The sequence below is a fragment of the Erwinia sp. CGal63 genome (genome assembly GCF_037026505.1).
GTDB lineage: Bacteria > Pseudomonadota > Gammaproteobacteria > Enterobacterales > Enterobacteriaceae > Erwinia.
The window spans coordinates 68707-82329 of the sequence record NZ_JAKUMN010000003.1 but is presented as its reverse complement, the minus strand read 5'-3'; the positions used below and the strand labels follow the sequence as shown (position 1 = coordinate 82329).

The 13623-nt window shown below is 53.1% G+C and carries 15 protein-coding genes; 6 read left to right on the top strand and 9 right to left on the bottom strand.

Features of this window, described 5'->3' with window-relative positions; genetic code table 11:
• Positions 1-42: 42 nt before the first annotated feature.
• From MKZ79_RS11655 to MKZ79_RS11645, 3 genes are read left to right on the top strand one after another with little or no spacing between them, the layout of a single operon-like run.
• Positions 43-501 (top strand): DUF3289 family protein, encoded by a 459-nt coding sequence (locus tag MKZ79_RS11655; RefSeq protein ID WP_336142363.1) that lies wholly within the window; start codon positions 43-45, stop codon positions 499-501.
• Positions 485-871 carry a YPO3983 family protein gene (locus MKZ79_RS11650; RefSeq protein ID WP_336142860.1) on the top strand — a complete coding sequence of 129 codons (387 nt, stop codon included), beginning with the start codon at positions 485-487 and terminating at the stop codon, positions 869-871. The genes MKZ79_RS11655 and MKZ79_RS11650 overlap by 17 nt, the downstream gene beginning before the upstream one ends.
• Positions 868-1359, top strand: coding sequence for a DUF943 family protein (locus MKZ79_RS11645; RefSeq protein ID WP_336142362.1), 492 nt, complete (start codon positions 868-870; stop codon positions 1357-1359). The genes MKZ79_RS11650 and MKZ79_RS11645 overlap by 4 nt, the downstream gene beginning before the upstream one ends.
• A gap of 58 nt (positions 1360-1417) precedes the next feature.
• On the opposite strand, the gene MKZ79_RS11640 is transcribed toward MKZ79_RS11645, so the two are convergent.
• From MKZ79_RS11640 to soxR, 4 genes are all read right to left on the bottom strand, one after another.
• Positions 1418-3067 carry a Na+/H+ antiporter gene (locus MKZ79_RS11640; RefSeq protein WP_336142360.1) on the bottom strand — a complete coding sequence of 550 codons (1650 nt, stop codon included), beginning with the start codon at positions 3065-3067 and terminating at the stop codon, positions 1418-1420.
• A gap of 172 nt (positions 3068-3239) precedes the next feature.
• A complete protein-coding gene (locus tag MKZ79_RS11635) occupies positions 3240-4589 on the bottom strand; it encodes an NCS2 family permease (protein ID WP_336142359.1) in 1350 nt (449 codons plus the stop codon).
• Positions 4590-4935: 346 nt separating this feature from the next.
• Positions 4936-5598: a glutathione S-transferase family protein gene (locus MKZ79_RS11630; protein WP_336142358.1), complete on the bottom strand. Its 663-nt coding sequence runs from the start codon at positions 5596-5598 to the stop codon at positions 4936-4938.
• Positions 5599-5643: 45 nt separating this feature from the next.
• Positions 5644-6108 (bottom strand): redox-sensitive transcriptional activator SoxR, encoded by a 465-nt coding sequence (gene soxR / locus MKZ79_RS11625; protein ID WP_336142357.1) that lies wholly within the window; start codon positions 6106-6108, stop codon positions 5644-5646.
• Positions 6109-6220: 112 nt separating this feature from the next.
• Here soxR and soxS point away from each other — a divergent pair, with 112 nt between their 5' ends.
• Positions 6221-6607, top strand: a complete 387-nt coding sequence (soxS, locus tag MKZ79_RS11620; protein ID WP_336142356.1) for a superoxide response transcriptional regulator SoxS — start codon at positions 6221-6223, stop codon at positions 6605-6607.
• On the opposite strand, the gene MKZ79_RS11615 is transcribed toward soxS, so the two are convergent.
• Entirely contained in the window at positions 6604-7905 is a 1302-nt protein-coding gene (locus MKZ79_RS11615; RefSeq protein ID WP_336142355.1) for a diguanylate cyclase domain-containing protein, read from the bottom strand. The genes soxS and MKZ79_RS11615 overlap by 4 nt on opposite strands.
• 804 nt (positions 7906-8709) lie before the next feature.
• On the opposite strand from MKZ79_RS11615, the gene MKZ79_RS11610 reads away from it, so the two are divergent.
• Positions 8710-8991: a YjcB family protein gene (locus tag MKZ79_RS11610; protein ID WP_336142354.1), complete on the top strand. Its 282-nt coding sequence runs from the start codon at positions 8710-8712 to the stop codon at positions 8989-8991.
• A 38-nt stretch (positions 8992-9029) separates the two neighbouring features.
• On the opposite strand, the gene MKZ79_RS11605 is transcribed toward MKZ79_RS11610, so the two are convergent.
• The 4 genes from MKZ79_RS11605 to MKZ79_RS11590 all read right to left on the bottom strand — a co-directional run bounded on the left by MKZ79_RS11605 (position 9030) and on the right by MKZ79_RS11590 (position 12544).
• On the bottom strand, positions 9030-9983 hold the full coding sequence (locus MKZ79_RS11605; protein WP_336142353.1) for an ATP-grasp fold amidoligase family protein: 954 nt from the start codon (positions 9981-9983) through the stop codon (positions 9030-9032).
• Positions 9889-10176 (bottom strand): hypothetical protein, encoded by a 288-nt coding sequence (locus tag MKZ79_RS11600; RefSeq protein ID WP_336142878.1) that lies wholly within the window; start codon positions 10174-10176, stop codon positions 9889-9891. The genes MKZ79_RS11605 and MKZ79_RS11600 overlap by 95 nt, the downstream gene beginning before the upstream one ends.
• 155 nt (positions 10177-10331) lie before the next feature.
• Positions 10332-11279: an ATP-grasp fold amidoligase family protein gene (locus MKZ79_RS11595; protein ID WP_336142352.1), complete on the bottom strand. Its 948-nt coding sequence runs from the start codon at positions 11277-11279 to the stop codon at positions 10332-10334.
• An 8-nt stretch (positions 11280-11287) separates the two neighbouring features.
• Complete coding sequence (locus tag MKZ79_RS11590; RefSeq protein WP_336142351.1) at positions 11288-12544, bottom strand: polysaccharide biosynthesis protein; 1257 nt, start codon at positions 12542-12544, stop codon at positions 11288-11290.
• A 541-nt stretch (positions 12545-13085) separates the two neighbouring features.
• Here MKZ79_RS11590 and MKZ79_RS11585 point away from each other — a divergent pair.
• Positions 13086-13481 carry a transposase gene (locus MKZ79_RS11585; RefSeq protein WP_336142350.1) on the top strand — a complete coding sequence of 132 codons (396 nt, stop codon included), beginning with the start codon at positions 13086-13088 and terminating at the stop codon, positions 13479-13481.
• Positions 13482-13623: the final 142 nt, after the last annotated feature.

Sequence of the window (13623 nt, the reverse complement as noted above, 5' to 3'; positions counted from 1 at the left end):
CACAGAGCACTGACGCTCGCCAGTCCGCAAAAGGAGTCTTGCATGACACAACATCCGCAGGCATTGCGCCTGCCTTTCACGCTTTTTCAGACGCAGAACCGCATGGAAGATTACAGCGCCGACGATATGCGCTGTGGAGATCTGAGTGAGCTTCAGCTCAGGAAAAACCTTCGGCTGGAGAAAGTCTCCGGCATGTACGATCCGTGGCGCGCGGAGAGAACCGATCTCCCCATCAGCAATTATGCCGTGATACGCCATAAAATGTCCCATCAGGCGGTAGCCAAAAAGCTGTTTGACGAGTTTCGCCGCGACTCGCTGCCCTTCTCTTTCCTCGGCCATCGCGGGCTGTTTACGGCGCTGGTCGATCATTTTCAGTATGGCGAGGGCAAACCCTTTGCCAGCAGTGAACTGAATGGGGCATATAGGCGGCTGATTGAAAGTGAATGGATATCAGGAGGTAATTCCTCTCTCTCGCTAAAAAAAAATCGAAAACACCATTAAATCTACTGACTGCTTCTATGCTGAAAAAAATAAATATGAGCTGATTAAAGCGGTAAACAAAAGCGTTTTACCCCGTTTTACCCGTTGGAAGGATTCTGTCAATGGTCTGGGCATGTCAGTACATGGTGTCTACGCGACGAAGATTACCCTAAAATCTTTAGAAGTTGAAAAAGGCCATTACAAAGCCATTCTGCATTACAAAGCACAGGATCACTTCGGTCTTGATGACCACGATATCAGGGATCCCCGTTTTCGTTACCTCAATATTTTCCGCATCTGGTTTGTGCTACAACGCTGGGAAAAGTATGCCTTTAAACCTTTCCTTACCAATATGGAAGCGACCATTACGCTGACGGGAAGCAAAAGATGAAGAAGGTAAAAAAAATTTTTCCTGCTTTTGTCGTGGTCAGTTGGCTGTACGTTGTCTTACTTATGTTTCAGCCTGCAGAGATTGTGGCGGTGCATGAAAGTAATATCCTGGTCAGGCATTTTCCTCTTACCGATAAAGGAAAAATCCGCTGGTGGCAAAAAAACCAGGCGATGATAAAGGAAAAGTATGGTCTGCCGGAAGAGTATGAGGACTCAGGCACCAGGATGGTTTATATCTGGGATTTCGGCAAGGGATACGAAATTGAAAAACCGGATGAGACCACTTTTTTTCCCAGCGATGATACCAACCATTTGCTCTGTTTTGACGAGATAAAAGCGGCGGAAAGATGTATTCGAAAAGAGAATCTGTTGATGCTTGTTGGCAAAAGTATGACAGGAACCATAGGCTACACCCTGGAAGGCGCGTCTTACTACCAGAAGCCCAACGGCCCGCTGGTGCTGGAAGAAAATAGCTTTAAAGTGGAGTAGAGATTTTCAGGATGGCCAGAAGGTTAAACCGCGAGCCTTGCGGCCCGCGGTCTGCGCATTACTCTTCTTTCTCTATCAGCAGCGCTTCCAGCAGATCGAGGTCGTGCAGCATCTTCTGCATGGTTTCGTTACTGATTTTCTGCGTAGCGCGCAGATGATACAGTTCGCCGCGTTCGGCGCGCAGCGCGGTCAGACGGAAGCGGCGCTCCAGATTTTCGGCATACAAGGCGCGTTCCAGATCCTCTTTGCCGTCCACGCGGCGGCGCATATTGCCGATGACCCGCGAGGCGATCTCTTTCACCAGGTCGGCGTCGATATTCTCTTCAGTGTCGGCCGCCAGACGCTCTTCCATTTTATGCAGGCTGTCGATAGCGGTTTCCGCCATCGCCGCGCGCGCCATCTGCATTTCGTGGCGGTGCGCCGTTTTATCCCGACCGGCAACGCCGCGCAGCAGCAGCGGCAGTACGATTACGCCTACCAGCAGCGAGAACAAGATCACGCCCGTCGCCAGAAAAACCAGCTCATAACGTGCCGGAAAAACATCGCCGTTATTTAAAAACAGCGGGATGGAGAGCACGCCCGCCAGGGTTATCGCGCCGCGTACGCCAGCGAAAGAGGCAATCAGCAGCTCGCGCAGGCTGTAGCTGGTGAACTCCATCGGCCTCTTCTTCAGCAGACGCTGGCTAATCAGGCGCATCGTCCACAGCCAGGCGAAACGTACCACCATCAGCGCGGCGTAAATCATCACCACAGAGAGCGCCAGCATCCAGAAATCGACGTTAGGATCCGCCTCCGCCTGGGTGACGGAGAGCTGCAGAATATCCGGCAGCTGCAGGCCCAGCATCAGGAACACCATGCCGTTAAAGACAAACTCCAGCATCTGCCAGACGCTGTTGGCGCGCAGGCGCATCGCCAGCGGCGCCTGACGGATAATGCCGGAGCGGGTGATCGTCATCCCCGCGGCCACGGCGGCCAGGATGCCGGAAAAACCAATGTGCTCGGCGATCAGATAAGAGGCGAACGGCAGCAGCAGCAGCAGTACCGTTTGCGTCGCCGGATCGTCACCGCTCCAGCGGCTAAGCAGGCGCAGCGATTTACCATACAGCCAGCAGATAGCGATACCCGCCACCAGACCGCCGACCGCCACTTTCACGAACTCCAGCGAGGCGCCGGAGACGGTGAAGACCATCGTGCCCATCGCTACCGCGACGGCGAACTTCAGCGACACCAGGCCCGAAGCGTCGTTCATCAGCGCCTCGCCCTGCAGAATCGACATGATTTTCTTCGGAATGCGTCCTTCTCCCACGATGCCGGAAAGCGCGACCGCATCCGTTGGCGACAGCACGGCCGCCAGCGCGAAAGCCGGCAGTAGCGGAATGCCCGGCACCAGCCAGTAGATGAGATAGCCGATACCGACCACGGTAATCAGCACCAGCACCAGCGCCAGGCCGATAATTTCGCGCCCGTGATGCAGAAACTCGCTGGTCGGCGTCTTCCAGCCATCGGCAAACAGCAGCGGCGGAATAAACAGGACCAGGAACAGCTCGGGATCGAAGTCGACGTGCAGGCCAAACGTGGGCCAGGCCAGCAGCGCGCCCATTACGATTTGCACCAGCGGCAACGGGATTTGGAAAGGAATAATACGCGCGGCGACGCCGGAGAGCGACACCATCAGCGTGAGGATTAAAATAGTGAAAAAGATTTCCATGTTGTCCTTACATAGCTTCCAGATAGCGACAATAAATCAGGCTCGGGACAAAGAATGCCCTGAGTGATAGTAAAGCAAAATGAAATGGCTTGAAAAAGCTGATGTGTGCTATTGCGCGGAAAAAGGCGGAAATTCGGAACGGAGGCCGGAAAAACCGACCTCCTGAGGGAAATCAGATGGCCCAGCCGCCCGCGTAGAAAGCGATCAGCGCCACGGCGATAACCACGGTGCCAACGTTAAGCTTGCGCCATTCGCCCGCGAAGAGACGACCGATCACCAGCGAGCCAAAGCCCAGCATAATACCGGTGACGATATTGCAGGTCAGCACGATAAACACGGCGGCCAGCAGCCCGGACATGGCGTCGACAAAATCGCTGAAGTCGATTTTAGAGACGTTGCTCAGCATCAGCAGACCCACATACATCAGCGCTGGCGCAGTAGCGTAACCCGGCACTAAATAGGCCAGCGGCGAAAGGAACAGGATCAGCAGAAACAGCACGCCCACCACGATAGCGGTCAGACCGGTTTTGCCGCCTGCCGCCGTACCCGCAGCAGATTCGATATAAACTGCCGCCGGTGACGCGCCGATCAGGCCAGAGAAGATGCTGCTGACTGAGTCGGTGGTCAGCGCTTTGCCGCCGTTGATAATCTGATGATCTTTATCCAGCAGGTTCGCCTGTCCCGCCACCGCGCGAATGGTGCCGGTCGCGTCAAAGACGGCAGTCATCACCAGCGCCAGCACGCTCGGCAGTACCGCAGGCTTCAGCGCGCCCAGGATATCCAGGCTGAACACCAGCGAGTTGCCCTGCGCATCTGACAGCGAAGGCATCGCGAACAGGCCCTGATATTTCACCGCCGGATCGAAAATCAGGCCCAGCACGGAAATAGCGATGATGGTCAACAGGATGCCGCCCGGTACGCGCAGCTTCTCCAGACCAAAGATGACCGCCAGGCCCGCCAGCGACATCAGCACGGGAAAAGAGGCGAAATCGCCCAGCTCTACCGGCAGCGCGCCCGGTACCGGGTTTTTCACTACCAGTCCCACGCCGTTGGCGGCGATCAGCAGCAGAAACAGGCCGATACCGACGCCCGTACCGTGCGCCACGCCCATCGGCAGATTACGCAGGATCCAGGCACGGATGCCGGTGGCGGAGATTAGCGTAAAGAGCACGCCCATCAGGAACACGGCGCCCAGCGCGACCGGTACGCTGATATGCTGGCCCAGCACCAGGCTGAACGCGGTAAAGGCGGTCAGCGAGATAGCGCAGCCGATGGCCATCGGCAGATTCGCCCACAACCCCATAATCAGCGAGCCGAAGCCGGCCACCAGACAGGTGGAGACAAAAACGGCCGCGGGCGGAAAACCTGCTTTACCGAGCATAGATGGCACAACAATCACCGAATAGACCATCGCGAGGAAAGTGGTTAGCCCGGCTAAAACCTCCTGGCGCACGCTACTGCCGCGCGCGGAGATTTTAAACCAGGCGTCTAACGATCCGCCGGTCTGATGATGAGTCGACATAATGGAAATCCCCTGAACTTTCTTATGAATTATCAATGCGTGACGGCTGGCTCGCACAACGTCTACATCCCTGATACCGCTATTGCAGATCGACAAAACCCCGCGGCGCGGAGCGGCGATCGGAAAAAAGCAAACGTTTAACCCGGCCGCCCTTTTAAAAGGCAAACGATTATCCTGCCTTTAAGGCCGCGTTTTCAACTACTGATGCCGGTAAGTTCGCACATTTTCGTTTCTTTCATCCCTTCGCCCGCCCGCTCTGACTTTAGCTGGCCGGCTGCCTGGCTCGTAATAGCGCTTTCTTATGATCGCCGTCGTGGTGAAACGCGAGCCGTCTTTGCACGAAAATTCATTCAAGATCAACCGCGCCGCCTTTTTGCAGCGCCCGCTGCCAGGCGGCCCGACTCCGCACTTTCGTCAGCCAGGCCTGAATGGCGGGCGAATCGCCGGCGCCGCCGCGCGCGCTGAGCGCCTGCAGCGGAAAACTCATCTGCACGTCGGCAATGCTGAAGCGCGAGCCGGCAAACCATTCATTGGTCGCGAGATGCTTTTCAATAAATTCCCGATGGGTGGCAAGCTGCTTGTTCAGATACGCTTTCTGCACGCCCTGACCAAACGCACGACCAACCGGCCGCAATAGCCACGGCACCGGCGCCTCGCCCATCCGACTGAAGATCAGCTTCATCACCAGCAGCGGCATCAGCGATCCTTCCGCGTAGTGCAGCCAGTAGCGAGACTCAATGCGCTCATCTTCGGTATTAAGTTTCAGGCGGTTTTCTGCGTCGTAATGCTCGGCAAGGTATTCAAGGATCGCGCCGGATTCAGCAATAACGCGATTTCCGTCGGTGATAACCGGTGATTTGCCGAGCGGATGCACTTTTTTCAGCGACTCGGGCGCCAGCATCGTTTTCTCACGCTGGTAGAGCTTGATTTGATAAGGGGTTTCCAGCTCTTCCAGCAGCCAGAGAACGCGCTGTGAACGGGAGTTGTTCAGATGGTGAACGGTGATCATGACCTTTCCTTGTGCGTAAACGAAGTGCTATCAGTATAGACAGGCTTATCTGTGTTCAGGCTCCAGCAGGATAGCGCCCGTGCCGCGCTCGCTCAGCCGGTCGTCCGGATTGCGCAGCGGGCAATCTTCCATTGAGAGACAGCCGCAGCCAATGCAGCCATCCAGGTCGTCGCGTAGCCGGGTCAGCGTTTCGATACGGCTGTCGAGTTCTTCGCGCCACTTGCGGGTCAGCTGCGCCCACTCTTTAGGCGACAGCCGCTTGCCTGGCGGAAACTGCACCAGATGCTCGCCGATAGTTGCCAGCGGAATGCCGATGCGCTGAGCGATTTTGATCACCGCTACCCGCCGCAGCACGTCGCGATGATAGCGGCGCTGATTGCCGCCGTTGCGGAAGCTGACGATCAGGCCTTTGCTTTCGTAAAAATGCAGCGTGGAGACGGCAACGCCGCAACGGGCCGCGACGTCGCCGGGCGTCAGCTCGCGCTTGTGATGAACGGAATTTTTTTTCATTTTACGCTTTACCTCAAGTTAACTTGAGGAATTATACTCCAGCCCCTGAGAAGGCGAAGCATGATGATTCGCCATGACGATCTGCCGCCAGCGAGCTGAGGAGAAGAACAGTATGCATGACGATATTATTCACACGCTTACCGACTGGATTGACAGCAATCTGGACAAGGCGCTCTCCATTGATGAGGTCGCCGCCCGGTCAGGCTATTCGAAATGGCACCTGCAGCGCATGTTCCGCGCCGTCACCAAACAGACGCTCGGCAACTATATTCGCGAACGTCGTCTGACGCTGGCCGCGAAAGAACTTTGCCAGACGCAGCGGCCCGTTTTCGATATCGCCATGCAGTATGGTTACGACTCGCAGCAGACATTTTCCCGTGTATTTCGCCGCCAGTTCGCGCAGACGCCGACAGCCTGGCGCAACACTATGCGCCGTCCGCAAAAGCGCCCTCTCTATTTTGACTGCTCCGAGTTCCCGTCCGCGGTTACGGAAAGCTAAACGCTTTCACACTGCAGCGCCGCCGCCTGCCGTTGGCTGCAGATCGTCGGTGAAAAATACCAGCCGCCGCCCAGCGCTTTGGTGTGATACATCGCCGCGTCGGCCTGGGCGATAGCGGCCTCGGCGGTGTGATGGTTTTTTGCCAGCGCGATGCCCACGCTGAGCGACTGAGTAATCTGCGTGTCGTCATCCAGCCGAATGGGATCGCGCATAGCTTCAATCACATTCTGCGCCACTCGCCCCGCCTGCTCGCCGCTGTCGATGCCCAACAGCAGCACCGCAAATTCGTCGCCGCCCAGCCGGGCGACCAAATCGCCTTTGCGCAGACGTCCACGTAGCCGCTGCGCGGTCACAATCAACACCCTGTCGCCAGCCGCATGACCATAGCTATCGTTAACCGCTTTAAAACGATCGCCGTCGATAAACAGCACCGCGACCCGGCTGGCGGTCAGCGGATTGTTCAGCTGCTTATGCAGCTCCTGCTCGAAAGCCGAACGGTTAGGCAAACCGGTCAGCGCGTCATGCCGTACCTGATGCGCCAGCGTGGCGTTTTCGCTTTGCAGATGACGCTGCCAGTCGGCAAGCTCATCCAGCAGGCTGTTGAAATCGCCGCTGAGTTTGTTCAGCTCGGCAATCGAAGAGGAAGGCACGCGAAGCGAAAAAGCCCGTCGTTTACGTACCTCGTGCGCCACGTGGGCAATATTCTGCAGCGCGCGAACGATGCCCGCGTGCATTCTGCGCGACAGATAAAAAGCCAGCAGCGCAGAGAGCAGCATACTGCAGCCCAGCCACGTCATCGCCTGTCGAAGATAGTGCATCACCCGACAGCCATCGCCGGTCAGCCAGATAAGTCCAACCTCTTTATCGGCGTAGCGCACCGGTATTTGCACGGGTTTTGGAAATAACCAGCGCGATACCAGCTCGCGAAAAGGATGGCTGGCCTGTCCGCTGTTCGCTGACCAGCTCGCCAACAGGCGATGGTTGGCATCGAGAATACGCGCCTGGCCAAACTGCGTTTTGCCGCCGATATCCTGCAGGATGGCGAGCGCCGCCTCGCTGTCGCCTGCCGCCACCGCATTGCGAGCGCTATAGCTGATGGTGGTCGCTAACAACTCGGAGTTGTTTTCGGCATAGTTGCGTAGCGCCAGTACGGAGAGCAGCGAAATCGACATGCCGCTGAACATCATTGAGGTAAGGATGATAATCAGATGAATGCGCCGTAGCGACTTACGTAGCGTCGGCAGCGGTTTTGCCGCCGATTGCGCGGAGTGGTTTCCCGCGGGATGGTCATGAACCATGATTCCTCCCACGCCGGCCGAACGGATCTCCGCTCATGCAGCGCTTCTGCATTGGCAACAGGACTTTGCTTCCGCGCTCGTCCACGGATGAACAAGAACCGTCAGCATCGGGCCCCTGCCGCGATATAAAGTAAAGAGCGAAGCTAAGCGAGCGGGGAAAAGTTCGTAACGGGCGGAAACGGCTTTCGACCCTGAACAGCCGCTGACAACCATGCTGGCTCCTGCTGTCTGACCTGAAAATTTCCGCCGTAGTCGCCAGGCGCGTTTTACCGGCTCAGGCGTGAAAGCAAATAAAACAGCAAAAATTTATTTTCAAAAATCCTACAACTCATCTTCATTTGGTACAACTTATAGCAGGTCGGATTCATCCCAAAGGTTTCAGTTATTGCCAGTAATTGCGCAAAGAGAGAGAAAGTATTTCGCGCAGATAAAAGAGGGAAATGTCTCGGGAAAAGAAGAAAAGAGATTATTGATGTAAAGCGTTATCATTAAATGTCTCAAAAACCACCCGCTATTTCTTTTATTTATTATTTCATCAGGCTACGGCAGGGCCATATTAAAGTGCAGCAGGAAACTGCTGGCGGATAAACAATAGCCTTAACTGCAATTATTGTCGGCGATCAAAAAACGTTCGTAACTGGCCTTAAAACTGTTCAAATCCCGTTTAATGCGGTGCTATAATGTGACCGTCATCACACTTACCCCCTACGTTCTGATTGACGAAAAGCAATCCTGGCCTTTTCGTCCGGACAGATGACGCTTTTTTCTTTCGCCAGGCCTGATTTTACGCGGAGTTTCAGAAATATGGGTACCTTAACCGCTAGCCTGGTGCTGATGAGATGGGAACTGGTTAGTGCAGTCATGATGTTTCTCGCCAGCACCTTTAACGTAAAGTGTCGTCAGTCCAGCCGTAACGGCATGGCTTTCATTTTTACCGGCGTGGGAATAGGCATGTCGTGCTGGTTCGTAACGGGCCTGTTAGGGATCACGCTAAGCATGGATAACCTGCTTAATTTCTGGCACATCACTAAAACAGTCTTTGTTGACGTCATGAGCCACACGCCAGCGGACTACCCTCTGCCGTAAAATGAGAAAGCCGCATTTCATCAATGCGGCTTTTATCACTACACTTTCTTCAGCGTTCCGGCCAGCGTCGCCGCTTCGCCGCCGATAGTCTTCAGCGTTTTCGGCTTGCGCTCCTGCAGCCACATATCGCCCATGATCCTGTCCAGTCCCTGATCCAGACCGGTGACCATGCCTGCGCCAGGCGTAAAGGTCAGCTCGCCAAAGTAGATCTGTCCTTCGCTGATATACCAGTCGACACGCACATAGTCGAAGTCGCTGGCCAGCTTCTTGCTCAGCGCCAGCGCTTTCTCCAGCGTTTCCAGATCGCCGCTGATATCCAGTCCCGTATCGCGGATCTTATAGAAGCAGGATTTCAGCGTGTTGACGTAAAAGTTCATCGACAGCGGCGAGTTACCGCAGCGGTTATAAATAATCTGCAGAACGTACTCGAATGTGCCGTCTTTTTTGTTGAACATATGGAATTTGTAGTCAACGGCAGCGAACTTGCCGTCGCCCACATACTGTTCAACCAGAATGCGCGGCTTAATATAGCGATAGTGAATTTCGCGGGCTTCATGGGAGAAATCCCGGCTCAACCACTCTTCGCAACGCTTAATCAACAGCTGCTTCTGCAGACAGTCTGGCTCCTCCAGCAGGATTTCCACCATGCCCGAGCCGTGATTAGGCTTGACCACGGTATTTTTCAGCGAGCTGAGCCCCAGCAGGGTAATGGGATCGGCCGTTTCGTGCAGCAGCGGGATCAGGTACTCGTCGCCAATCGTTTGCGAAATATAGTCTCGCACCAGCAGCTTATCGGAGAGCAGGCCGTAGCGCATGTAGTCGCCGGTCACGAATTTGCGATACAGCACCTTCTCATTAAACAGTTTTGGCTGGTGTATGTTCGGCAACTTTTTAAATTTATGCAGATAATAAATTCTGTCCTGGTAAGACCAGGGCATCTTTTTGAAAAGGAAAAGGAAACCTTTTCTTAATTCTGCTTTGAGTTTTAACATTTTCGACCTCATTTGCAGGCTTTATAGTTGTGTGAGGAAAACTGTGTTCAGGCGCGGCGCCCTTCACTTTCCCTGCGGAATTGTGACACGTGCGTCTCATTTTTCCCGTCAGGCATAAAAAATCCGCCAGCTGCTTTATTCCGCCGCGACAGATATCGCGGCCTCTGCTTCCTGCAAACGGCGCCAGACTCATGTCTCTGGCGCCAGAAGTAGAGAAAAACTGACTGACGAAAAGGCCCGTTCAGGTTCCGGTAAACCTGCTTCCGCTTACCGGACTCTTGTTAACGGTGCGACGACTCCATCTTTATTGAACATGACGATTCGGCTTCGCGATCGTCCCCAATGTCGTTAAAGCTTTTTCCATGCCGCGGACGGCGCACTTTCCTGATGAAGGGATAAATCGGCTGCTTTACCGTCCTGCAGCCACATTTTGCCCATCATCTCATCCAGGCCATGCTTGAGTACCGGCATCAGGCCTGCGCCTGGCGTAAAGGTCAGTTCACCGAAGTAAACGTCGTTCTGGCTGATATACCAGTCGACCCGCACATAGTCGAAATCGCTGGCCAGTTTTTTACTCAGCGCCAGCGCTTTTTCCAGCGCGGCCCGGTTGCCGCGGATATCCAGGCCGGTATCGAAACGGCGATAGAAACAGCTGTCCAGGTTGTTGACGTAAAACAGCATTGATAGCGGCTGGTTGTCGCTGCGGTTGAAGACGACCTGCAGCACATATTCGAAGTTGCCGTCCTGCTTGTTAAACATATGAAATTTGTAGTCGATCGCGGTCGACTTACCGTCGCCTACGCGCTGCTCAACCATGATTTGCGGCTTGATATAGCGATAGTGGATTTCGCGCGACTCGTGCGAATAATCCTTTGTCAGCCACTCTTCACAGCGCTGGATCAGCTGATATTTCTCTACAAAGTCAGGCTCTTCCACAAAAACCTTGACCATACCGGAGCCGTGGTTCGGCTTAATCACGGTATCCTTCAGGGTTTCCAGCTCAAACAGGGTTTCAGGATTATCCGTGGTGTGCAGCAAGGGAATTAAATATTCCTCACCAATCTTGTGGGCAATATAATCCCGCACCAGAATTTTGTCTGATAACGCCGCGTAACAGTCGTAATCCCCTTTAATAAACTTACGAAACAATACTTTTTCATTAAAGGAATAGGGATGACGAATATGCGGCAACCGTTTAAACCGATGAAAATAATATAATCTGTCCTGGCAAGACCACGGCATAATTCGGATGCAGTTCAGCGCGGCCTTCTTGATTTCTCTTTTCGCGTTTACCATTTTCTTACTCACCTATAGGTTTTGTAGTTGAGTGAGGAAAGCTGCATCTTCAGAATGACCCCATTCTTGAAGAAATAATTCATCAGCGTCAGGGAGAGCAGCTCGGTGGCCAGCACGCTCCATGCGGCGCCCGTCAATCCCCAGGTACGAATGAAAAACCAGTTGGTTACTACGCTGATCGCTACCAGTAAGATAATTTTCACCAGCAGATAATTAAAGCCGCCCTCTTTCACCATATAGCGATAGGCTACGGTGCCCATCGCGGAGAAGCAGGTCGCCAGGGAGAGCAACGTAACCAGGTTGCCCGATTGCTGATAGTCATGACCGTAGAGCAGGCTGACGATCTTTTCGCCGAACAGCGCGACGACCAGCAGCATCAACAGTGAAACAGCCATCACGTAGCCATTGAGCCTGGCGGCCAATCTCAAGGCTACCTCCGAACGCTCCCTGAAAATTTCAGAGAAGCTGGACGTAATAATCGCCACCGGAATAAATATCCATGAGGCGGAAATAGTATTAGCGGCGGTAAAAAGGCCCAAATCGTGCGCCGATCCCACACCGACCAGGAAAAACTGCGCCAGCTTGACCTGAACAGAGATAAACACGCTGGAGATAGCCAGCGGCAGCCCTGCGTGGAACAGATAGCGCAGATAGCTGCGGTGCTTACGCTTTGACGGCGCGCTCAGGCTGTTTTCCTGCAGAAACAGGATGCGCTTAATCAGGTAAGGCACCAGCGTCACCGCGACGATTGAGAATGAAAGCAGCAGTGGATTAAGCTTGAACCAGGCGATACCAAAGCTGATAGCGAAACTGATAATCATTCCCGTTGCGTTCGCAATGGTGTTCATCCGCGACTGTAGCCGCGCATTGTTATAAACGCTGAAAATATCCTGGGTGACAAAAATAGCCGACAAAAACGAAGCGACGGCGAAAACCAAAAAATTCTCCCGCATCTCCAGCCAGACCCAGGCCAGCACCGGCAGAGAGAGCAGCAGCAGCAGCACGATACGCAGCTGCTTCGCCACGGCCATCAGCCGCAGCCCTTTCGCGGCGCTTTTGCTGATGCTTTTAAACAGGATGGTTTCCGTACCAAAAATGGCGACGGTCTGTACGATGGAAAAAATGGACGCCGAAAACGCGATTTGCCCAAAAACAGAAGGCCCAAAAGATTTCGCAACATAGGACGTAACAAAAATTACACCAAATACCGAGACTACCTTCTCTGACATCATCCAGGCAGCGTTAGAGATGACACTGTGTTTCATTGAAGCTTCCTTCGTAGAACTAATAACTTATAACGAAAGTCAATACATCCTTGTCTACAACAGAGAAAGTAAAGCCTGGTCGATACCTGGCGAATTAAGCGTCCGGGATATTATTTTACGGCAAAGAGAAGCCGCTCTTATTTAAAAGATTTATTTTTATCAGATCGTTTTTTTAACCAATCGTCTGATTTTCCCTGGACTTGATAACTGGCAAGCCGTTTACGTCAGCATGCACATCGCTGAGGAATATCCTGGCACAGAATTTTTCTTCCGCATGCTGGATCATTCTGAATTACTTACTGGCCTTGCTGATGGCGTGAATCGAATTTATAACAAAAAGCCGTTTATCGAAAGCTAACCAGGGTGTTTGCAAATAAAATAGGAGAAATCCCATGATGATATTTATTCATAATCCCTTAACTTAAAGCCTGCAATTCAAATCGCGCACTTAACGTCGTTGCCCTGATTAATGGATAAAACAGATCCATTCTTTAGTGCAGCCATTCTCATCACTTTATAGTTAAGAAAGGTAATAGCATCCATGAGAAAGTCACGATATACCGAAGAGCAAATCACCAGTGCCATTAAAGCATCTGAATGCGGCGTAAAGGTTAAGGAGATTTGTGAAGAACTGGGGATTTCCGAGGCCACCTTCTATAGCTGGAAAAAGAAATACGCCGGTCTTTTCTCAGAGGAAGGTCGTAAAATCAAAGAGTTAGAAGAACGCGTACACAGCATGGAACGTGAACTGCAGATGCTCTCCGCCGACAAGGAGATGCTGCAGAGCGTATTGAAAAACTTCTTTACTACCAATGACAAGCGTCAGGCGGTTAATTTCCTGCAGGATACATTTGATATCGGTACGCGCCGTAGCTGTCGCTTACTCGATATTAGCCGCAGCGTTTATCATTATCCTTACAACTGCGAAAACCAATAATTGCGACGCAGTACGCAATTTTTTTATCGCTCAGGGCCAAAATAAAATATTCTGATCCTTAATTAAAAACGACCGCACCTTTTTATGGAAACCTGTTTCAGTGATGAGTTTATTCTGATAGCCCCCGCTGAGCAGGCTGCTA

Bases quoted from the DNA above. Each gene is read 5' to 3' on its own strand.
- MKZ79_RS11585 (WP_336142350.1), top strand. From the start codon at position 13,086: ATGAGAAAGTCACGATATACCGAAGAGCAAATCACCAGTGCCATTAAA.
- soxR (WP_336142357.1), bottom strand. From the start codon at position 6,108: ATGAAAAAAAATTCCGTTCATCACAAGCGCGAGCTGACGCCCGGCGAC.
- MKZ79_RS11610 (WP_336142354.1), top strand. From the start codon at position 8,710: ATGGGTACCTTAACCGCTAGCCTGGTGCTGATGAGATGGGAACTGGTT.
- MKZ79_RS11615 (WP_336142355.1), bottom strand. From the start codon at position 7,905: ATGGTTCATGACCATCCCGCGGGAAACCACTCCGCGCAATCGGCGGCA.
- MKZ79_RS11630 (WP_336142358.1), bottom strand. From the start codon at position 5,598: ATGATCACCGTTCACCATCTGAACAACTCCCGTTCACAGCGCGTTCTC.
- MKZ79_RS11645 (WP_336142362.1), top strand. From the start codon at position 868: ATGAAGAAGGTAAAAAAAATTTTTCCTGCTTTTGTCGTGGTCAGTTGG.
- MKZ79_RS11655 (WP_336142363.1), top strand. From the start codon at position 43: ATGACACAACATCCGCAGGCATTGCGCCTGCCTTTCACGCTTTTTCAG.
- MKZ79_RS11600 (WP_336142878.1), bottom strand. From the start codon at position 10,176: ATGAGTCTGGCGCCGTTTGCAGGAAGCAGAGGCCGCGATATCTGTCGC.
- MKZ79_RS11605 (WP_336142353.1), bottom strand. From the start codon at position 9,983: ATGTTAAAACTCAAAGCAGAATTAAGAAAAGGTTTCCTTTTCCTTTTC.
- MKZ79_RS11635 (WP_336142359.1), bottom strand. From the start codon at position 4,589: ATGTCGACTCATCATCAGACCGGCGGATCGTTAGACGCCTGGTTTAAA.
- soxS (WP_336142356.1), top strand. From the start codon at position 6,221: ATGCATGACGATATTATTCACACGCTTACCGACTGGATTGACAGCAAT.
- MKZ79_RS11595 (WP_336142352.1), bottom strand. From the start codon at position 11,279: ATGGTAAACGCGAAAAGAGAAATCAAGAAGGCCGCGCTGAACTGCATC.
- MKZ79_RS11640 (WP_336142360.1), bottom strand. From the start codon at position 3,067: ATGGAAATCTTTTTCACTATTTTAATCCTCACGCTGATGGTGTCGCTC.
- MKZ79_RS11590 (WP_336142351.1), bottom strand. From the start codon at position 12,544: ATGAAACACAGTGTCATCTCTAACGCTGCCTGGATGATGTCAGAGAAG.